Source organism: Methylococcus geothermalis, assembly GCF_012769535.1.
In the GTDB taxonomy this organism is placed as follows: Bacteria; Pseudomonadota; Gammaproteobacteria; order Methylococcales; family Methylococcaceae; genus Methylococcus; species Methylococcus geothermalis.
Genome location: NZ_CP046565.1, coordinates 3,083,770 through 3,104,140 on the forward strand (window position 1 = coordinate 3,083,770; position 20,371 = coordinate 3,104,140).

The 20,371-nt window shown below is 64.0% G+C and carries 19 protein-coding genes and 1 tRNA gene; 5 read left to right on the forward strand and 15 right to left on the reverse strand.

Going from position 1 to position 20,371, the window contains the following annotated elements:
* Positions 1–4: 4 nt before the first annotated feature.
* The 11 genes from GNH96_RS14375 to cmoA form a co-directional block, all read right to left on the reverse strand.
* Positions 5–283 carry an acylphosphatase gene (locus tag GNH96_RS14375; protein WP_169604279.1) on the reverse strand — a complete coding sequence of 93 codons (279 nt, stop codon included), beginning with the start codon at positions 281–283 and terminating at the stop codon, positions 5–7.
* 23 nt (positions 284–306) lie between these two features.
* Positions 307–2,523 (reverse strand): bifunctional 23S rRNA (guanine(2069)-N(7))-methyltransferase RlmK/23S rRNA (guanine(2445)-N(2))-methyltransferase RlmL, encoded by a 2,217-nt coding sequence (gene rlmKL / locus GNH96_RS14380; protein ID WP_169604280.1) that lies wholly within the window; start codon positions 2,521–2,523, stop codon positions 307–309.
* A gap of 16 nt (positions 2,524–2,539) precedes the next feature.
* Positions 2,540–3,805, reverse strand: coding sequence for a YhjD/YihY/BrkB family envelope integrity protein (locus tag GNH96_RS14385; protein ID WP_169604281.1), 1,266 nt, complete (start codon positions 3,803–3,805; stop codon positions 2,540–2,542).
* Between the two features lie 20 nt (positions 3,806–3,825).
* Positions 3,826–4,410 carry a transglycosylase SLT domain-containing protein gene (locus GNH96_RS14390; protein WP_169604282.1) on the reverse strand — a complete coding sequence of 195 codons (585 nt, stop codon included), beginning with the start codon at positions 4,408–4,410 and terminating at the stop codon, positions 3,826–3,828.
* A 43-nt stretch (positions 4,411–4,453) separates the two neighbouring features.
* Positions 4,454–5,971 carry a DUF3131 domain-containing protein gene (locus GNH96_RS14395; RefSeq protein ID WP_169604283.1) on the reverse strand — a complete coding sequence of 506 codons (1,518 nt, stop codon included), beginning with the start codon at positions 5,969–5,971 and terminating at the stop codon, positions 4,454–4,456.
* Complete coding sequence (locus GNH96_RS14400) at positions 5,968–7,860, reverse strand: glycosyltransferase (protein WP_228719887.1); 1,893 nt, start codon at positions 7,858–7,860, stop codon at positions 5,968–5,970. The genes GNH96_RS14395 and GNH96_RS14400 overlap by 4 nt, the downstream gene beginning before the upstream one ends.
* A gap of 95 nt (positions 7,861–7,955) precedes the next feature.
* Entirely contained in the window at positions 7,956–9,602 is a 1,647-nt protein-coding gene (gene groL / locus GNH96_RS14405; RefSeq protein WP_169604284.1) for a chaperonin GroEL, read from the reverse strand.
* Between the two features lie 62 nt (positions 9,603–9,664).
* On the reverse strand, positions 9,665–9,955 hold the full coding sequence (gene groES, locus GNH96_RS14410) for a co-chaperone GroES (protein WP_169604285.1): 291 nt from the start codon (positions 9,953–9,955) through the stop codon (positions 9,665–9,667).
* 281 nt (positions 9,956–10,236) lie between these two features.
* Positions 10,237–10,575: a helix-turn-helix domain-containing protein gene (locus tag GNH96_RS16120; protein ID WP_228719888.1), complete on the reverse strand. Its 339-nt coding sequence runs from the start codon at positions 10,573–10,575 to the stop codon at positions 10,237–10,239.
* A 370-nt stretch (positions 10,576–10,945) separates the two neighbouring features.
* Positions 10,946–11,021: transfer RNA gene (locus GNH96_RS14420), tRNA-Glu, on the reverse strand.
* A gap of 102 nt (positions 11,022–11,123) precedes the next feature.
* On the reverse strand, positions 11,124–11,852 hold the full coding sequence (gene cmoA / locus GNH96_RS14425; RefSeq protein ID WP_169604286.1) for a carboxy-S-adenosyl-L-methionine synthase CmoA: 729 nt from the start codon (positions 11,850–11,852) through the stop codon (positions 11,124–11,126).
* A 73-nt stretch (positions 11,853–11,925) separates the two neighbouring features.
* Between cmoA and pcnB the strand changes: the two genes are divergently transcribed.
* The 5 genes from pcnB to panD all read left to right on the forward strand — a co-directional run bounded on the left by pcnB (position 11,926) and on the right by panD (position 15,988).
* Entirely contained in the window at positions 11,926–13,338 is a 1,413-nt protein-coding gene (pcnB, locus tag GNH96_RS14430) for a polynucleotide adenylyltransferase PcnB (protein ID WP_169604744.1), read from the forward strand.
* Positions 13,339–13,350: 12 nt separating this feature from the next.
* A complete protein-coding gene (gene folK, locus GNH96_RS14435; protein WP_169604287.1) occupies positions 13,351–13,848 on the forward strand; it encodes a 2-amino-4-hydroxy-6-hydroxymethyldihydropteridine diphosphokinase in 498 nt (165 codons plus the stop codon).
* Positions 13,841–14,650, forward strand: a complete 810-nt coding sequence (panB, locus tag GNH96_RS14440; protein WP_169604288.1) for a 3-methyl-2-oxobutanoate hydroxymethyltransferase — start codon at positions 13,841–13,843, stop codon at positions 14,648–14,650. Before folK ends, panB begins: the two co-directional genes overlap by 8 nt.
* Positions 14,647–15,507, forward strand: a complete 861-nt coding sequence (gene panC / locus GNH96_RS14445; protein ID WP_169604289.1) for a pantoate--beta-alanine ligase — start codon at positions 14,647–14,649, stop codon at positions 15,505–15,507. The genes panB and panC overlap by 4 nt, the downstream gene beginning before the upstream one ends.
* Positions 15,508–15,607: 100 nt before the next feature.
* Positions 15,608–15,988 (forward strand): aspartate 1-decarboxylase, encoded by a 381-nt coding sequence (panD, locus tag GNH96_RS14450; protein WP_169604290.1) that lies wholly within the window; start codon positions 15,608–15,610, stop codon positions 15,986–15,988.
* Positions 15,989–15,992: 4 nt separating this feature from the next.
* Here the strand turns inward: panD and folP are convergent, their stop codons facing one another.
* The 4 genes from folP to GNH96_RS14470 all read right to left on the reverse strand — a co-directional run bounded on the left by folP (position 15,993) and on the right by GNH96_RS14470 (position 20,315).
* Positions 15,993–16,829, reverse strand: coding sequence for a dihydropteroate synthase (folP, locus tag GNH96_RS14455; protein ID WP_169604291.1), 837 nt, complete (start codon positions 16,827–16,829; stop codon positions 15,993–15,995).
* A 77-nt stretch (positions 16,830–16,906) separates the two neighbouring features.
* Positions 16,907–19,036, reverse strand: a complete 2,130-nt coding sequence (locus GNH96_RS14460; RefSeq protein WP_169604292.1) for a TonB-dependent receptor — start codon at positions 19,034–19,036, stop codon at positions 16,907–16,909.
* 245 nt (positions 19,037–19,281) lie between these two features.
* Positions 19,282–19,806, reverse strand: a complete 525-nt coding sequence (locus GNH96_RS14465; protein WP_169604293.1) for a transcriptional repressor — start codon at positions 19,804–19,806, stop codon at positions 19,282–19,284.
* A 14-nt stretch (positions 19,807–19,820) separates the two neighbouring features.
* The gene (locus tag GNH96_RS14470) at positions 19,821–20,315 is read right to left on the reverse strand and encodes a hypothetical protein (RefSeq protein ID WP_169604294.1); all 495 of its coding nucleotides are present in this window, start codon (positions 20,313–20,315) and stop codon (positions 19,821–19,823) included.
* Positions 20,316–20,371 lie beyond the last annotated feature (56 nt).

The following is a 20,371-nucleotide window of genomic DNA, read 5'->3' on the forward strand; positions in this document are numbered from 1 at the left end:
ACCGTCAATCGTCGCGCAATACCGCGAACTCGGCGAACTCTCCGGTGGCCGCCATTTCCCGGACATCGAGCCGCGCCACCCGGGCCAGAGGCGGGCCACGCCGGCACCAGGCCAGCAGCGCTTCGACCGTCGCCACATCCCCCTCGGCGACCAGCTCCACCCGCCCGTCCGGCAGGTTGCGCACCCAGCCGGTCAGGCCCAGTTCCGACGCCTTCCTGGCCGCCGACGCCCGGTACCAGACCCCCTGCACCCGGCCCGCGACATGGACATGAACCCGTTTCATCTTTTCCGCTCGCTCCTCATCTTTCAACGCTGGCCAGTCGGCGCGAGGATGCGCCAGCACACATGGATTTTAGGGTTGCGCTCGAAGTCCTTCGGCAAGGTGAGGCGGCTGATGTCCTCGACCGCACAGCCTGCCAGCACCGTTTCATCCAGTTTGAATTTGCGGTAGTTGGTGGAAAAGATCAGGAGGCCACCGGGTTCGAGCAGAGACACGGCTTTTTTCAGCAGCGGGCCCTGGTCTCGCTGGATGTCGAAACTGCCGGCCATGCGCTTGGAATTGGAGAAGGTCGGCGGGTCGAGGAAGATCAGTCCATAGCGACGGGCGCGGCTCGTGGCTGCATCCAGCCATTCCAGGCAGTCGGCTTGGATGCGCAGGTTGTCGCGTTCGGCGAGTCCGTTCAGCGCCAGGTTGCGGCCGGCCCAGTCGAGATAGGTGTGCGACATGTCCACCGTGGTGGTCGAGGCCGCGCCGCCGCCGGCCGCATACACCGTCGCCGTGCCCGTATAGGCGAACAGGTTGAGGACATGGCGGCCGCGGGCGGCCTGCTGGATCAGGCCCCGCGTGATGCGGTGGTCCAGGAACAATCCGGTGTCCAGGTAGTCCTCGAAGTTGACCCAGAATCGCCAGCCGCCCTCCTCCACCACGTGGAAATGCGCAGTCTGGTCCTGCTTGCCGTACTGCGCCTCGCCCTTCTGGCGTCTGCGCACCTTGAGGTAGATCTGCTCGCGCGGCACCTGCAGTACCTCCGGGATCATGGCCATGGCCCCGGCCAGCCGGGCCTCCGCCTTGGCCGGGTCGACGCTGGAAGGGGCCTCGTATTCCTGCACATGGACCCAGAGCTTCTCGCCCTGATAGAGGTCCACCGCGACGGCGAATTCGGGCAGATCGGCGTCGTACAGCCGGTAGCAACTCACCCCGCTCTTGCGCGCCCAGCTCCCCAGGCTGCGCAAATTCTTGCGCAACCGGTTGGCGAACATCTCGGCCTGTTCCGCCGGAAATGCGCCGCGCCCGGCTTTTCCCATGATCTGCCTCAGCTTCTTCTGGCCTTCGGTCTCCGGGGCGCCGGAGCGCGGGGTGAAGAATCGTTCGGGCTCGATCTCGAACAGGAACAATCGGCACTCCAGTGCGCCGTTGTAGAGCGTGTAGTAACGGCTTGCCCGTACTCCGATCTGGAAGGCCAGCTCGACATTCCCCGTCAGCAGGGCGGCTTTCCAGCCCTGGAAGTGCTGCTGCAGCGTCTCGCCGAATGCGCGGTAGACCGGACTCAGGCTCTCGAGATCGCCCAGCCGCTCGCCGTAGGGCGGATTGACCACGACGAGCCCCTTCGTCCCCTTCGGGCGCGCATCGGCAGCGGCCCTGCGTTCGACGTGGATCTTGCCGCGCAGCCCCGCCCTGTCGATGTTGTTGAGGGCCAGATGGATGGCGCGGCGGTCCAGGTCGTAGCCGAGGATGGGCGGGAGGCGCGCCAGCCCGGCAACGCCCCGCTCCCGGGCCTCGTCCAGCAACTTCTGCCACAGGTCGATGTCATGCCCTTTCCATGCCAGGAAGCCGTAGTGGCCTCGCAGCAGGCCGGGCGCGAGATCCGCGGCGAGCATTGCGCCCTCGATCAGCAAGGTGGCGGAACCGCACATGGGATCGATCAGGCTGCCACCCTGGGCGGCGACCTCCGGCCAACCCGCGCGGAGCAGCACCGCCGCCGCCAGGTTCTCCTTGAGCGGCGCCGGCCCCGCCTCGGTGCGGTAGCCGCGCCGGTGCAGGCTGTCGCCCGAGAGGTCGAGACTGAGCACGGCCTGGTCGGCGTCCAGATGCAGGTTGATGCGGATGTCCGGCTGTTCGAGCTGCACCGAGGGCCGCCGGCCGAGGCGGTCGAGGAACTGGTCGGCGATCGCATCCTTGACCTTCTGGGCGCCGAACAAGGTATGGGTGATGGCCGAGCGGCGGGAGGAAAAATCGATGGCGATGGTCGCCTCGGGCTCGAAATGCCGGGCCCAATCGGTGCGCTGCACGCCGTCGTACAGCGCCTCCGGCGTCGCGGCGGCGAAGCGGTCCAGCGGCATCAGTATCCGGTTGGCCAGCCGCGACCACAGGCAGGCGCGGTAGGCCGTCTCGAGCGTGCCGCGGAATTCGACCCCGGCGCGGGTTTCCTTGACGGACTCGGCTCCAAGGCCGTCCAGTTCACGGGCAAGCAGAGGCTCCAGGCCCTTGGGGGCCGTGGCGAAAAAATCACGGGTCGTTGGCATGATGAATCGATCGAACTCAGGATTGGGCCGAGGCCACCCAGTCGCGCAGGCTCGTCCCGGCCAGCTGGGCGGACAGTGAGGTTTCGGCGGCAGCCATTCCGAGCGCCACCGGCGCCGGAAGCGGCAAGGTGCCCTCGCCTCCGCGCAGGGCTTCGAGCACCTCGAGCACGGCTATAGCGCCCGGATCACGGGCGGGCAGAAAGCCCGGACGGCCGTGGTCGATGGCGACGATGAAGCCGGCCTGCTGCAGCAGCGCCAGCAGTTCCCCCGTCAGGACTTCGGGCAAATGGAGCGATTCGGCCAGATCGGCGAGGCTCGGGGGCTTTTGTCCGGCCAGGAAGCGCTGGACGATCAGGTACAGGATCGCCAGGCCACCACGTTCCCACAGGCGATTGTCCGCCCGCGCCCTTCCGGCCGACTGGCCGAGGCATTGGGGATTCTGAAAGAAAAAACTGCTTTGCGCACCCAGCAGCACGATGAGCCAGCTCACATACAGCCACACCATGAACAGCACCAGGATGGCAAAGCTGGAATAGACCGCATGATATTGCGACGAACCGGCGACGAACTCTCCGAACACCCAGCCGGCCACTTCCCACATCGCCCCGGCGACGACGCCGCCGAACAGCGCGGAGCGCAGCTTGACTCGTGCACTGGGGATGACCCGGTAGAACAGGGTAAAGGCCAGGATGATCGCCGCATACGGCAGCACATGATCCGCCAGGCTCCAGGCCCATCCGGCCGCGCCGCGTCCGCTGTGGCGGCCCAAGAGTCCCGTCATGCTGCCGAAGGCTGAAAACAGCAGCAGCGGGCCGACCAGGGTGAAGCTCAGGTAGTCGCCGAGCCGGCGCCAGAGGTTGCGGGAAGTGCGCGTGCGCCAGACATGGTTGAAGGACTCCTCGATCTTGTCCAGCATGGTGATGCTGACGTAGAAGAGGAACAGGAAACCCAGAAAGCCGAGCACCCCCACCTTCAGCCGCTTGACCGAGTCGATGATGGCATCCTTCACCTGGTCGGCGTTGACACCCAGGGGTTCGAGCAGTTCCGACAGCAGCGGCTCCAGCTCGGTATGCGCACCGAAGGCCTTCAGTACGGAAAATGCCACGGCGAGCAGTGGAATGAGGGCCAGCAGGCTGGTGTACACCAGGCTCATGGCGCGGTAGTCCAGCCCGCCTGCGCGAATTTCGCCAAGCAGCGCGAGGACCCAGCGCAGAACGAGGGCAAGGCCGCGGCGCACCGTCTGGTACGCCTCGCGGACCAAGGTCCGGTGGGATAGGTTCATCTTAAAAAAAATCGAATGTGTCACTCCGCTGCCGCCTCCAGTTCGGGCCGGCAGCGGTACAGTTGCCGTTCGTAATTTTGGGCCGTCGCCGCCACCTTGCGGGCGATGCTCAACAGCCAGGGCTTGGACACATGGCTCCGGCGCCGCCAGCCTCCCCAGCCTTCATGATAGGCGAGATACAGGTTGTAGGCGTCGTGTTTGGGGATGCCCAGACGGCTCTGCGATTGATGCGCATACCAGCCGATGAAGTCGGCGACGTCCGCCAGATCGTCCCGGTCGCCGCCCGAATGGCCACTCTTCTGGGTGTAAAGGTCCCAAGTGCCGTCCAGGACTTGGCCATAGCCGTAGGCCGAGGTCGGGTGCCACAGCGGGATCCCCAGGAACCGGACCCGCGGCGGCCTGGCATCTTCCTCGAAGGCCGACTCGTGCTTGATGATCGCCATCTGCACGGGAATGGGCAGCCCCCATTTCTGCTCCGCCTGGCGCGCCCCTTCGTACCAGTCGTCCTTTTCCCTGAAAATCGAGCAGATGTCGGCGGGGTCGCGGGGTGGCGCAGTGGCGCAACCCGCCATGACGAGCAATCCCAGCACGAGCCTCTTCCTCATGAGTCTTTCGGCAATGCCGGAGGAGTCCGGTCAATGGCCGCCGTCAGCGGTGTTTCTTTGCCGGTTTGGCGCCCGATTCCCGGGATTTCGAGCCCTGTTTAGCGGACGCCCTGGAGGCGGAGGAACTCCCTTTTACCTTCCTGGTTCTGGCATGCCCGTCCTTGGCTTGACGGCCTGGGCCGGACTGGACTGCCGGCTTGAGCCGGGCCGTCTTGGCATCCCCGCCGCGCTCCGCCGACGGAAGCGCGGCCGCGGGAGATTCGGCGTGTTCGGTCGGAGCGTAAACCGCCACCAGCGCGCCAAACTGCCGGTAATGCAGAGCCTCCAGCACCATGGCGTTGGTGTTGACGCTCATCGCCCTGTTCGGGCGTTCCATGGATTCATACCAGCCACCATACCAACCCTGTTCGGGATCGAACAGGCTGGCCGCCTTGTCCGCCAGTTGCCGGCTGTAGTCCGCATCGTACAAGGCATACCAGGCGACGGCGTCGCCGGCGCTCAGAAAGCGGAAGGGGGCGGCGTCCTTGGCATCCACCGTGAGCGTCTGCCATGGCTTAGCCTTCGCATACACGGTGTTGTAGACGAAATACGGCGCCTCGTCGACCTGGCCGGAACTGGCCGCCGTCAATTTTCCGGTGGCCTTGAAGCGGTTTTCCTGGGCGCGGAAAATCCGCCAGGCGTCCTCCCGCCCGGAACGATCCCAGCCGAATTCCAGCCCTTCGAGGATATAGGGTTCGCCGACGGTGTAGTTGCGGGAGGAAGACTTTTCCGGCGGCCGCTGGTCGATCGGAACCCGCACGCCCTGGACCTTGGCGTACCCGTAAGGCCCCGTGGACACGCCGCTCCCGAGCAGCGCCATGGCTTTCGCCGCATAGGCTTCGTAACCGCCCCGCCCTTCCTGCGGATAGTCGACCTGCCCCGGTGCGTCGACGGCTGCGCCAGTGAGTACGCCCTCCCGAACCAGGCGGTCGAGCCGCCAGCGCCGCACCACCGCGCTTGCCTCGGCGGCATGCCCCGGATAGTTCCAGACGATGATGTGCAACGGAACCAGTAAACGGGCAATGTCGACCGCGGACCAACCGACACCCTGCTCCGACGGCTGGCCTTCGGCATCGGCCATGGCCAGCGTTTCGGTGTGATAGAAACGGTTGGGAAGTTCGCCCTGGAACAAGGCAATCCTTGCGAGAGCGTTCAGAGCCCGACCCAGACGCTGATCGAACTCCACTCTGTCGATCACACCGAGGCGATAGGCCGAAATCATGGCGAGCAGGTAGGAGCCGGTATCCCACAGCGTGGTGACGGGACGGCCATCGGCCGCATTGGCCAGACCCGTCTCGTCCTGACAGTTGCGCTGGAAATAGCGCCAGGCGGCCCGAGCCCAGCGGGTTTCTTCCTCCAACAATGCGCCGCGGCGGGGAGCGGGTATTTCTCCGCTGGGGAGCGGCGGGGAAGCCTCGCGGGACGGCAATTCCAGCCGGGATGCCAGCACCGCGGCGGTCAGGAGCCCCAGGATCACCACGAGGTGGTGGCGGGCGGCGAGTAAAGCGTTCGGAAAACTCATGCCTGAGCCTCTTGCGTGTCAGATGACTCGATGGGAACGCTCCGCGCCGAAAGGCTCACGGTGCCCGACAACAGAACGACGTTGTAAAGTCCCCACATGCCATTGGCGAGCAGGCCGCCGGGGTCCGCATGGCTGCCGAACATCAAACGCGCCAGGGCGAAAAACATCCCTCCGAGGGTCAAGGCCGTCGCCGCGATGCGGAATTCCGCCAGCCGGGACAAATCGCGCGCCCGGTTGCTTCTGGATGCCGCGGGGAAGCGCCGCCCGCGCAGCACCGACCATAAGGCATGCAGATCCACCGGCAGCAAGGCCAGCGAGGCCGCCCGCTGCCGGAAGCAGGGCACACCCCAGGTGCCCACCATCATGGCCAGTTCCGCGGCCAATAGAAACGGAAGGAGATGGCTGAAAAAGGCCGACGAATAGGCCTCGACCGGCGCGATGCCGGTATACAGAAAAACCATCGGCGCCAATAGAAAGGCCGAGTGCCACAGGCAGCCGAAGGAGGACCACAGGGTCTGGGCATACATCAGCCGTTGCGTCAGACTCAGGCCGCGGGAAACAACGGGATTGTCGCGCAATGCGATTTCCTGCAGGCCGAGGGTGCGGCGGAAACGGCGGACGACGGCGTCGCGCGGACTCTGCGGCGAAAGCATTTTCGACTCGATGCGCGGATGCAGCACTGAACTCCAGTTCCGGTCACGGCAGCCATGCAGCACCACCGAGGCGTAGAAATGTTCGGACTCGCGCAGATGATACGGCGCCACCCCGGCATCGGCCGCCGCCTGACGCGTCACGGTCTCGACGAAATCGGCTCGGCACTCCTGGTCGCTGATTCCCTTCGCGAGCCGCCCGACCTCTTTGCCGACGCGCCGGGCCCGCGCCAAATCCACGGCATCCATGAGGGCGTCACTGCGGTAGACTGCGCCTGCGCCGCACGAATACGCCGCGTCGGCCCGGTTGCGCCGGCGCTGGATCACCCCGAAAAACAAGGACGGATCACTGCCGAACGGATCCCTGCCGACCCGTACCGGCCCGGCCACCGCCTCGAAGGCTCGTCCCAAGGCGAAACCCGTGGGGCCGAAACGACGGCCCAGCACATCGCCCAGGGGAGCGCCTTCGGGAATGTCGCAATACCAATGCGGCGTCTGCACCCAGGCCACGTCCGGGTCCCGGAAGTAGCCCAGGGTATGCTCCAGGAAGGAGGGAAACAGCCGGGTATCGGCGTCGCAGAACACGATGAAATCCCCTTGCGTCTGCTCGACGATCCGGCGCAGATTGTGCGTCCCCAGGCCATCCTGCTCCTCCGGCACGAGGTAGGCCACCTCCAGGGACTCCGCAAGCTGCTTCATGGCGGGGCGGCGGGCTGCATCGTACAGATGCAGCCGTATGTCGATCGGATAGGGGTAATTCAGCTTTTTCGCATCTTCCAGACTCAGGCGAACCAGAGCCGCATCCTCGTCGCAGGTAGCGACACACACATCGACGGCGAGCGGACGATGAGGAGCGGCAAGATCGGAAACGCACTCGGAAATCCAGTAGGGCGCCGGACGCGAAGGCCGGTCGGCTATCCGCCACAGGTTGAAGGCGAGCAAGGCCCAGGCCAGATAGGCGCAGCTTTCGGCGAAAGCCAGGGGCACCGACAACCACAACGCACGCTCGTTCAGGGACGAACTCCAGCGCCAGGCCAGATACCAAGCCCCCAGCACCAGCGCCACCGTCGCCAGATACTGGTAAAGCGACTCGCGCCACAGCGACCAGGGTAGCGGCTCAGGCGCCGGACGCTCCTCGAACCTTTCGAAATATTGCCCCATCATCTTGCCCCGCAATGACAGATCGGCCCGGCGGTGCGGCCTGCCGAGGCCGAGATAGTAAGGCAGAACCGCCGGCACCGGAAGCTCACCGGCTGCCGCACATAAAAGGAAAGGCCCCACCCGTCGCGGGTGGGGCCTTTCCTAAGACCTTGGAACGGCTTGCGAGCCTTGGCTTACATCATGTCGCCCATGCCACCCATACCGCCCATGCCACCCATACCGCCCGGCATCGGGGACTCGTCCTTCGGCTCTTCGGCCACCATGGCCTCGGTGGTGATCATGAGAGAAGCCACGGAAGCCGCATTCTGCAGCGCGGTCCGGGTCACCTTGGCCGGATCGAGAATACCCATGGCCATCATGTCGCCGAACTCGCCGGTCGCCGCGTTGTAACCGAAGTTGCCGGAACCTTCCGAAACTTTGTTCAACACCACCGACGGCTCGTCGCCGGCATTGGCGACGATCTGGCGCAGCGGCTCTTCCATGGCGCGGCGGGCGATGCTGATACCCACATCCTGATCGTGATTGACGCCCTTCAGGTCGCGCAGACTGCTCAGCGCACGGACCAAAGCCACGCCGCCGCCCGGAACGATGCCTTCTTCGACCGCCGCGCGGGTGGCGTGCAGCGCGTCCTCGACGCGAGCTTTCTTTTCCTTCATTTCCACTTCGGTGGCGGCGCCGACCTTGATGACGGCCACGCCGCCGGCCAGCTTGGCCAACCGTTCCTGCAGCTTCTCGCGATCATAATCGGAGGTGGTGTCTTCGATCTGCTTGCGGATCTGGGCGATCCGGCCCTGGATCTTGTCCGTGCTGCCGGCGCCATCGATGATGGTGGTATTTTCCTTGGTGATCTGGATCTTCTTGGCGGAGCCCAGCTCGGCCAGGGTCGCCTTTTCCAGGCTCAGGCCGATGTCTTCGGAAATCACGGTGCCGCCGGTCAGCACGGCGATGTCTTCCAGCATGGCCTTGCGGCGGTCGCCGAAGCCCGGCGCCTTCACGGCCGCAACCTTCAGGATGCCGCGCATGTTGTTGACCACCAGGGTGGCCAGGGCTTCGCCCTCGACGTCCTCGGCGATGATCAGCAGCGGACGGCCGGCTTTCGCCACACCTTCCAGCACCGGCAGCAGTTCGCGGATATTGGATATCTTCTTCTCGTTGATGAGAATGAACGGATTCTCCAGCTCGGCGCTCATGCTCTGCTGGTTGTTGATGAAATACGGGGAGAGGTAGCCACGGTCGAACTGCATGCCTTCGACGATGTCGAGCTGGTTTTCCAGACCCGAGCCGTCTTCAACCGTGATGACGCCTTCCTTGCCCACCTTGTCCATCGCTTCGGCGATGATGCTGCCGATGGATTCGTCGGAGTTGGCGGAAATGGTGCCGACCTGAGCGATGGCGTTGCTTTCGGTGCAAGGCACGGACATCGCGTGGATCGCTTCGACCGCCGAAGTCACGGCCTTGTCGATGCCGCGCTTCAGGTCCATCGGGTTCATGCCGGCGGCAACGGCCTTCAGGCCCTCGGTCAGGATCGACTGAGCCAGCACGGTGGCGGTGGTGGTGCCGTCGCCGGCCACGTCGGAAGTCTGCGAAGCGACTTCTTTCACCATCTGGGCGCCCATGTTCTCGAACTTGTCGGACAGCTCGATTTCCTTCGCCACGGACACGCCGTCCTTGGTGACGGTGGGAGCGCCGAAGCTCTTTTCCAGCACCACGTTGCGGCCCTTGGGACCCAGCGTGACTTTCACCGCATGCGCCAGGATGTTGACGCCGCGCAGCATGCGGGCCCGTGCGTCGTCGCTGAACTTGACTTCTTTAGCTGCCATTTGGATTTACCTGCGATATTGATGATTAGGAAAGGCTTGGAAAGCTGCGGGTGAGCGGAGCATCAGCTCTCGAGTACGGCCAGAATGTCGTCCTCACGCATCACCACCACATCTTCTCCGTCGACCTTGACCTCGGTGCCGGCATATTTGCCGAACAGGACCTTGTCACCCACCTTGACCTGCAGGGCGCGCACCTCACCGTTGTCGAGAACCTTGCCATTGCCGACGGCCAGGATCTCGCCCCGCATCGGCTTCTCCGCAGCGCTGTCGGGAATCACGATGCCGCCTGCACTGGTGCGTTCCTCTTCCAGACGCTTGACGATGACACGATCATGCAAAGGACGAATTTTCACGGTAACCTCCTGAATTCCTGATGAAGTCGACTGAAAGACCAAGGGCGCTTCCGACCGGGCTGTTAGCACTCCCTTGAAGTGAGTGCCAAATGATAGCCACGGACGGCGAGCTGTCAAGCGTTCGGGCTATCCGGGCCGTTGTCGCGCCGCACATGATTTGAAAAATCGCGGTTCACGGTTTGAAAAACCAAAGCAGCCCGATCCGGTGCGCGGATAGCCGCAGAAACGCAAACGGATTGCAGATGAAGCATGAACTGGCATGAGTGGGCGGAGCGAATCTTCTATCTCCAAGCCGCCTTGATGTGCTCTTTGATCGTCTCGACGGTGTACTTCTTGCCGTCGTCGGATTCCGCCGGGACCTTCTTGGGGTTCTCGTCAGCAACTTGAATGAACGTGCCGGCTATCCGAGGGTTCGACTTCCCCATATCCGGCAAAGGCGGCACCCGCGACGGGCGCGTGTTCCCCTTCTTCCAGCCCTCGATACCGCACGCCCGATAGCGCCGGCGCCAGAGACTCAGCGTCGGATTGCTCACCTTGAGCGTCTCCATGATCTCCCGGGTCGAACGACCCGCCGCCGTCATCAGGACGATACGCGCCCGCAAGGTTTGTTTATCGCCCACGGCCCGACTTGACCCAATGCGTGAGTATCGCAAGCCCCCCATCTCTCCGGTTCAATCGTCACCGGCTTTCCCCTCAGCGAATGCCGATCCCCCGCCAATGGCCCACGGTGTGCGAGCGGCTGCCGTTTTCGGAGTGGACAGCGCAGATGCTCAGGAAGGTTGCGGATGCCCGAGGCTTTCAGATACGAAAGTGCTTCTTTGCCCACCTCCCGGTACCCCTCTACGAACTCACGAAGCGGTCGGATGGGGAAAAATGGGATGGAGGTGGCAGACTAAAGCGGCGAATTCGCCCATCATGTTCCGCATGAAGCCGCAGGCGTGTTTCCGCCTTTTCGCGTCCGGCCGCCGCATGGTAAGGCTATTGATTCTATGGCGTCCCCAGGGGGATTCGAACCCCCGTCGCCGCCGTGAGAGGGCGGTGTCCTGGGCCTCTAGACGATGGGGACACATGGCGGAGTCTTGCAGCCCCCGGATGTGCCCGGATGCCGCTCAACTGTCTTGAGGAAGGTGAAGAATACTACAAAACTGCACGCATCTCCATATATCCCTCACTTGACCGCCACGATGCCGACGAAGTTGTACCACTTGAAGAACACGTCGATGTAGCGGAAGCCGGCCACCCTGAGCATTTCCAGGTTTTCCGCCAGCTTGTACGGCACCAGCACGTTTTCCAGGGCTTCGCGCTTCTGGGCGATTTCCAGCTCGGTATAGCCGTTGCGCTTCTTGAATTCGTAGTAGTAATGGATGAAGGAGCGGTTGAACAAGGAACTCTCACCCAGCACTTTTTCGACCAAGATCAGCGCCCCGTTTTGCTCCAGCCCCTCGTGTATGGTTTTGACCAGCCGGTCGCGGTAGAGCGGGCGGACGAACTGAAGGGTCAGGATCATGACCGCCAGCGTAGCGTCATCCATGGCGATCCCCTGGTTCAAGTCGGCGCGGACCAGTTCGACGGCATTGGAAAAGGCATGCCCGGCCATCTTGGCGCGACATTTCGCCAGCATCTCCTCCGAATTGTCGACGCCGACCAGGGTGAGCCGGCGCGGCCCGATCGCACGGTCCAGGCCAATCAGTGTGGTGCCGGTGGAACAGCCGAAATCGTAGATGCGGGTGTCGGGCGCGGCGAAGTCGACGGCCATCTCGGCGATCATGCGCTGCAGCTCGCGGTAGAACGGCACCGAGCGCTCCAACATGTCGTCGAATACGGTCGCGACGTTTTCGCCGAAATCGAAGTCGTCGATGAACGACTTCGATTGCCTGTAAATATCGTCTTTAGACATCGTATGCCGGAGCTTCCGAGGTTCCCTCATGGGCGCGACGGACTCTCGATTGAGCCCGTCTTTCACCTGGGTTATGATTCATGCGCAACTTCCTATAACCAAACAACCAACAAATCCTCTGGAACTCTTCACCTTCATCAAACGGTTGATCGGTGCGCTACGCCCCGCCGCCACGGCAGCCCCGGTTCCCGTTGCTCCCGGCCCGCGGATTTATTCCCGTTCCGAACACTCGATCTCGCGCACGCTGATCAGCGACCATGCGCTGAAGGTGCTCTATCGGCTGCGCAAAGCGGGCTATCAGGCCTATCTGGTCGGCGGCTGCGTGCGGGACCTGCTGCTGGGCCGAGAGCCGAAGGATTTCGACGTGGTCACCGATGCCCACCCGGAGGAAATCAAGGCCGTGTTCAGGAACTGCCGCCTGATCGGGCGCCGCTTCCGCCTCGCCCATGTGCACTTCGGCGAGGAAATCATCGAAGTCGCCACTTTCCGGGCCCTGACGCGCGAGCCGCATGACGAGCATGTTACCGAAGGCGGACGCATTCTGCGCGACAACGTCTACGGCACCATCGAAGAAGACGCCTTCCGGCGCGATTTCACGGTCAATGCGCTGTATTACAACATCAGCGACTTCTCCGTGATCGATTACGTCGGCGGCATGGACGACCACCGCAAGGCATCGCTGCGGCTCATCGGCGATCCCGAACAGCGTTACCGGGAAGATCCGGTGCGGATGCTGCGGGCGATCCGTTTCGCGGTGAAGCTCGGCTTCACCCTGCATCCGAGTTGCGCCGAGCCGATCCACCGGCTGGCGGAGCTGCTGCGCGACATCCCGGCGGCCCGGCTCTACGACGAAATCGTCAAATTGTTCCTGGGCGGGTACGCGGTACAAACCTTCGAGCAGCTTCGTCATTTCCGGCTGTTCGGTTCGCTGTTCCCGGAAACGGAAAGCTGCCTGGCCCGCGAAAGCGGTGGCTTCCCGTTGATCTTCGTGGCCAAGGCCTTGGAGCGTACCGACCAGCGCGTGCAGGAAGACAAGGCGGTCGCGCCCTATTTCCTTTTCTCGGCATTGCTGTGGGAGCCGGTGCGCAGCCGCGCCGAGGCCAGGATCGCTCAGGGCGAAAACGCCGTCGTGGCCTATCAGGAGGCGGCGTCCGAAGTCATTTCCCGGCAAGCCCGCCACACGGCCTTTCCCAAGACGATCGGAATTCCGATGCGGGAAATCTGGGTGCTGCAGTCCCGCTTCGATAAAACGCAGGGCGGACGCCCTTTCCGCCTGCTGAGCCATCCACGCTTCCGCGCCGCCTACGACTTCCTCGTTCTGCGCGCAGAAACCGGCGAAGCCGAACCCGAACTGGCGGAATGGTGGACCCGCTTCCAATCCGCCGACGAGGCCGAGCAGAAAGCGATGACCCGCACCGGCCGCAAACCCGGCGGAAAATCCAGGCCCCGGAAACGGCGCAAGCGCCCCCCGGTAGCGACGGCCTGACCCTTTCTGGGAATGAGCAGCGAAAGCAAGGCTTACATCGGTCTCGGCGGCAATCTCGGCGACGCGGCCGAAACCGTGCGGAAGGCCCGGCGAGCGGTGCGAGCCGTGCCTGGGGTGAGGGAACTCGCTTTTTCCAGCCTTTACCGCAGCGCGCCCATGGGCCCGAGCGACCAGCCGGATTACGTCAACGCCGTCATGGCCGTCGTCACCACGCTGGCACCGCTGGATCTGCTGCGCGCCTTGCAGCAGATCGAGCAGACGAGCGGCCGGGTCCGCACCGGCGAGCGCTGGGGCCCCAGGACGCTCGACCTCGATCTTCTGCTCTATGACGACCTCGTGCTCGACTCGGAAATCTTGACGATTCCCCATCCCGGCATCGCGGAACGGGAGTTCGTGCTGTATCCGCTGGCCGAAATCGCACCCGACGTCTACATCCCCCACCACGGCCCCTTGCGCGAACTGGTGCAAAACTGCCCGCGCAGGGGCCTGACGGTCATCGCCCATGACTGATCCGGTTTCGCTGCCTGGCCTCCTCGCCATGAAGCGGCGGAGCGAGAAAATTGCCAGCCTCACCTGTTACGACGCCACCGCCGCGGCCTTGCAGGATCAAGCCGGCATCGAGGTCATCCTGGTCGGCGACTCGCTCGGCAATGTCATCCAGGGCCAGCCCACCACCCTCGGCGTCACGCTCGACCACATGGTGTACCACACCGCCTGCGTGCAACGGGCGGCGCGGCGCGCGCTGATTCTGGCCGACCTGCCCTTCATGAGCTACTGCACGCCGGAACAGGCTGCCCACAGCGCCGCCCGGCTGGTCCGGGAAGGCGGCGCTCAGGCGGTCAAGCTGGAAGGCGGACGGGAGCGGCTCGATATCGTCAGGTTCCTGACGGACCAGAACGTTCCGGTATGCGGCCACCTCGGGCTTCAGCCGCAATCCATCCACCGGCTGGGCCGCTATGCCGTGCAGGGCCGTGATGCCGAATCGGCGAAGCGCATCATGGAGGACGCCTGCCTGCTGAGTGAAGCCGGCGCATCGCTCCTGGTGCTCGAATGCATCCCATGGGAGCTGGCCCAGGCAATCACCGCGACCGTGGACATCCCCACCATCGGCATCGGCGCCGGGCGGCATTGCGACGGCCAGGTGCTGGTCTGGCAGGACATGCTGGGCATGAGCGCGCGGAACCTGCGCTTCTCCAAGAACTTCCTCGCCGGCAACGAAGGCATAAGAGAAGCAGTCTCGGCTTATGTGCGCGAAGTGAAGACCGGCCTTTTTCCGGGCGACGAGCACAGCTTCGGCCGCGACGAGACATGATCATCGTCCGTACCAAAACGGAACTGGAACCTGTCGTGGCGCGCTGGCGGGCCGCGGGCGAAACGATCGCCTTCGTCCCGACCATGGGAAATCTGCACGCGGGGCACCTCCACCTGGTGGACACGGCCAGGGCGCAGTCGGACCGGGTCGTCGTCAGCATCTTCGTCAATCCGACCCAGTTCGCGCCCGGCGAGGACCTGGCCGCCTATCCCCGCACCCCCGAGCAGGACATCGACCATCTCCGCAGCCGCCGGGCCGACCTGCTGTACCTCCCGGAAGCTTCCGACGTATACCCTGAGAGCGACCAGCCGGCGACTTTCGTTGAAGTGCCCGGCCTGTCGGACCAACTCTGTGGGCAGTTCCGGCCTGGCCATTTCCGCGGCGTCGCCACCGTCGTTTGCAAGCTGCTGAACCGGGTCCGGCCCGACATCGCCCTGTTCGGCGAAAAGGACTTCCAGCAACTGGCCATCATCCGCCAGATGGTACGCGATCTGGACATCCCGGTGAGGATTCTGGGTGTCCCAACGGTGCGCGAACCCAACGGCCTGGCCATGAGTTCCCGCAACGGTTATCTCACCCCCGAGGAAAGGGAACGCGCAGCGCTGATCTACCACACACTGACCCAAGCGGCTGATGCGATGCGCAGGGGCGCGCGGGACTACTCGCGTATCGAGGGGGAAGCCACCGATGCGCTCGAAGCCGGCGGTTTCTCGGTCGACTATGTCAGCATCCGGCGACAGCAAGACCTCGCCGCGCCTTCGGCGGCCGACGACGCCTTAGTGATTCTCGCGGCTGCGCGTTTGGGCAAAGCAAGGCTGATCGACAACCTCCTGATTTTTCTGGACGCAAGCCATTGACGAAATGAATTGTTTCCAATTCGCCACAGTCGCCGGATTGCTACACTTCGGCCCATCCGGCATAATCCCACGCCCTGATCAGACCTGACAGGTACGCTCAATGCAAACCACGATGTTGAAAGCCAAGTTGCACCGAGCGCGTGTGACCCATTCGGAGCTCGAATACGAAGGCTCCTGCGCCATCGACGGCGCCCTGCTCGACTGTGCCGGCATTCGCGAATACGAGCAAATCCATATCTACAACGTCAACAACGGCGAACGCTTCACCACCTATGCCATCCGCGCCACCGACGGCTCCGGCACCATCTCGGTCAATGGCGCCGCCGCCCGCCTCGCCGCCGTGGGCGATATCGTCATCATCTGCGCCTATGTCGGCTTGAACCAGGCCGAACTGGCCGTTTACCGCCCCAATCTGGTCTACGTCAACGAAAACAACGAAATCACCCGGACCAGCCACGCCATTCCGGTGCAGGCGGCCTGAAGCCCTACCGCGCGCGGCGGATCGCGGCCGCGACATCCGCCGCCTGCCGGTTTTCCTTCACGTCGTGAACCCTGAAGAGTTTCACGCCGGCCGAGACGCCCAGCGCCGTGGTGGCAACCGTCGCGGGCACCAGGGCCGCCGGCTCGGTCTCGCCACAGACCGCTCCCATGAAGCGCTTCCGGCTAGCGCCCAGCAATACCGGAAAACCGGCCGCCACGAAGCGGTCCAGATGGGCCATCAGCTTCAGATTGTCATCCCGGCGCTTGCCGAAGCCGATGCCCGGGTCGACCAGGATGGACTCGCGCGGGACGCCGGCGCGCCCGGCCGCCTCCGCCCGCTCCAGCAGGAATTCCAACACTTCGCCCACGACGTCGTCGTAATGCGGCCGCTCCTGCATGGTCTTAGGGCTACCCTGCATGTGCATCAGCACGATCGGCACCCCATCCGCCGCCGCGAGCGACAGCATGGCCGGATCGTCCCGACCGGCCGAAACGTCGTTGATCAGGTCCGCACCCGCCGCCAGGGCCGCACGGGCCACTTCCGCCAGCGTCGTGTCGATGCTGATCGCCACCCGCTCGGGGAGCAGCACCCGCAGGCGCTCGATGGCGGGAACCACGCGGGCGATCTGGACCTCGGCCTCGACCGGTTCCGCCCCCGGCCTGGTCGACTCCCCGCCCACGTCGATCACGTCGGCACCCTCTCCCGCCATGAACACGCCGCGGCGGACGGCCTGCTCGACGTCGTCGTACAAGCCGCCATCGGAGAAACTGTCGGGCGTGACGTTGAGGATACCCATGATCAAGGGGCGATCCTGGGCGAGCAAGGCGAGCAATCGGTTCATGAGCGGTCCGAACATTCAGTGAGCCGCCATTTTATGCGATTGCGCCGGATCACAGACCCTGCAGGGCGATCCGAATTTCAATAGGTGACACGGATCCCCAGTTCCGCCCCGCGCCCCGGTTCCGGCGCGAAATAGCGCAGGTAGGAGGTGGAGTTGCGGAGGTTGTCGTTGAGCAGGTTGTTGCCCTGGGCGAAGACCAGCACGTCGGCGTCCTTGAACGCCTTCACCTCGTACTGCACGCCGAGATTGAGCAGCACGTAGCCGTTGGTCATGGCGTCGTTCGGACCGGGATAGATCTGCTTCTCGCCCCGGGTCAGGCGCAGGTTGCCGCTCCAGTGCTCGTCGTAGGCATAGTCGAGCTGGAAGCCGTAGCGCAGCGGCGGCATGCGCGGCACGTTGCCGCCGTTGACGAACTGGCCGCGGGTGAAGTCGCTGAACAGGGTGAGGTCCAGCACCCCGTAACGGTTTTCCATCAGCGGAAATTTGACGTTGCCTTCGTAGCCCAGGAAATAGGCCCCTGCCTGAGTGGTCTGCACCACAGGGAAACAGGCGCCCGGACGGGTGCATACGTTTTCGAACTGTTCGGTATCTTCGTTGAACACCTGGTCCGTGATCTGCTGGTAGATGTAGTCGTTCACGAAGTTCTGGAACACGTTGAGCTCGGCGCTGACGCTGCTCCCCTTGAAGCGGTAGCCCCAATCCAGGTTGTAGGAAGTCTCCGGGATCAGATTGGGATCGCCCCGCTCGTAGCTGTGGGTCGCGTCGTGCACCCCGTGCGAGAACAGCTCCTGCACTTGCGGCGCCCGCTGCGAGCGGGTCGCCGCGAAACTGACGGTGTTCACATCATCGAGCTTCCACTGCCCGGAGCCCGAGGCGCTGATCGGCGCATAGCTGCGGTTGGGGCCGCCTTGCGGGTCGACGGAATTGGATTCTCCGCGGAGTCCGAGCTCGTACAGCCCCGCGCCCAGCTCGAAGGATTCGACGGCGAACACGCCGTAGCTGCCGAGTTGCGATTTGGGTACCAGCGCGTCGGGGGAACCGATCTCGATCGCCTCAAAATCCGCCGAGCTCATCTGCAGGCCGACCACGCCCTTGACGATGCCGATCGGCTGGTGCACCACCTCCAGACGACCTTCGTTGGTCGTCTTGTCGAAACGGGCGGCCGCCACGCTATCATCCAGCTCGGTGTGGGTGTAGTTGATGTGGCCGAAGCGCATGCGGACGGTCTGGACGAAATCCACCGGCGCGTTCAGCTCGCTCTTGAAGTCGTAGCGCGACGCCTTGAGGTTGATCCGGGTGTCGCCCGCGCCGGGCGAACCGTCGGGCGGAATGCCGTAGTTGTTGCCGAGGTAGTTGATCGACACCCCGGCGAAGCCAGGCTCGCCCACCAGCGAAAATCCGGCGGAACCGCCCTTGGCGCGATTTTCGGTGTTGGGGATGACACCATAGGCATTCTGGATTGGACTGCCTTCCAGCGCGAGGTCGGTCTTGCGGGCCTGGGTCTCGGCGATCGCGGGACCGCCGATGTGCAGGTTGTTGCCGTCGCGGTAGAACCCGTCCAGATGATAGGACACCAGATCCTGGCCGCCTTCGACCTTGAGATTGGTCGTGGTCTGGCCCGAGACCGAATTGAAGCGCTGCTCTCCCGTCGCCGTCATCAGCTTGTCCGGCACCAGCGAGGGAATGCGGTTGTCGATGACGTTGACGATGCCGCCGATCGCCCCGCTCCCGTACAGCAGGGTCGCCGGACCGCGCAGTACTTCGACGCGGTCGGCCAGCACCGGTTCCACCGCATTGGCATGGTCCGGGCTGATCTGCGACACGTCGCCGGTACCGATGCTGTTGGTCATCACCTGGACGCGAGGCCCGGTCTGGCCGCGGATCACCGGTATGCCCACGCCCGGACCGAAGGATTCGCTGGTCACGCCGGCTTCCTGCTTGAGGGTTTCACCGATCGTATTGCCGATCTTCAGCCGTAGCTGCTGGTCCGTCAGCACCGTCACCGGCCGGGCCATTTCCGAGACCTTCTCTTCCAGCGGACTGCTGACCACGACCGGTTCGAGCTGCACCGGAGCCGGCTCCGCCTTGGGGACCGCTGGGTCCTTTCCGTTGCCGGGGAGCATGTCCGCCGATTGCGGAACATCCTCGGCGCGAAGCGGCGCAGCGAGAGCCATGGCGAGCAGGGATAGGGAAAATCGTCTGAGCATGATGCTTCCGGAGCCTCAGGGAACCGTACCGATGTTATATCATCTCTCGTTCGACGCCAGTCGTTCCGCAATCTTCGGGCATACCGTCGTTCGCTGGTCAACCCGGACGGCAAATGTGGCGCCCGTCCGAATTATAGATGTTATAAAGTAACATTAACAAGCCGGACAACTCCGCCAACCGGGAGGTCGACTTCGGGGAGATAGGGCGGACGATTTCGCCGCCCGATGAGGATACCTGAGTAGGATTACGATCCTTCGGAGCCGGAAGCTCCGGCGGGGCCCTGTCGCGAGGCGCAAGAGGTACAAAGGCCGTGTATTTCCAGAGCCTTGTAGCGAACCTGAAAACCGGCCGAGACGATTTCCGCGGCCACCGCGGCCATGACGGACGACGCGGCGCGCTCTTCGACCGTGTGGCAGCGGTCGCAGATCAGCAGCAGCAGCTCGTGCTGACGTCCGACGTCGCTGCACCCGATGAAGGCGTTGAGGCTTTCGACGCGGTGTATGAAGCCCTGTTCCATCAGAAAATCCAGGGCCCGGTAGACCGTTGCGGGCTTGGCGGAGGGATCGAACGGCTTGAGCAGTTCGAGGAGGTCGTAGGCCTTCACCGCCTCATGGTTCTCCCAGATCAGCGCCAGCACTTGGCGCCGCAGCGGCGTGAAGCGCACACCGCGCTCGGCGCAGAGTTTGTCGGCGCGGCTCAAGGCATGGTCGATGCATCCCTGATGGTCGTGCTCGCCGGCCGGTGCCGGTCTGGCCGAATCTGCGGCCACGGTCGCTCCAAGGTTCACTGCGGACGGCCGGGGCGCTCCGATTGGCGCAACGGCGCCGGCTGCTGTGCCCCGCCCTGGCGCGAACGCGAAGAGCCTAGGCTGGTGTCCACCAGCTTGGTGATCATGTCGTCCCAGGAGGCATACTGTTTGAACTCCGGATCGCCCGCCGCGATCTTGGCATTGACTTCCGTCCTTGCCAGGTCGATGACCTCTTCCGGCGTCATCCCGTCGACCGCCTTGGCGAAGGCATCCGGGCCCTCCTGAGACTTGATCTTGTCCAGAAGGCCGAAGGCCGTATCGAAGATCACGCGATCGTTGGTCGACAGGTAACGCTTGACCTTCATCGCCGACTTGTACGCCGCCGCTTTGGAAACTCCGTTGATTTCCGATGTCCTCGACATGAATGCCGGAAGGAAATAGATGACCGCGAGCACCACCATCACCACGGCGAGGATGCGCATGGCCTTGCTCGAGAACCCGCTGTCGTTCTCCGATACCGATTGGCCCATATGATTTCTCCATTGATCGTTCCCGCAGGAGGGAACCGGATGCTGGACGCTGGTAC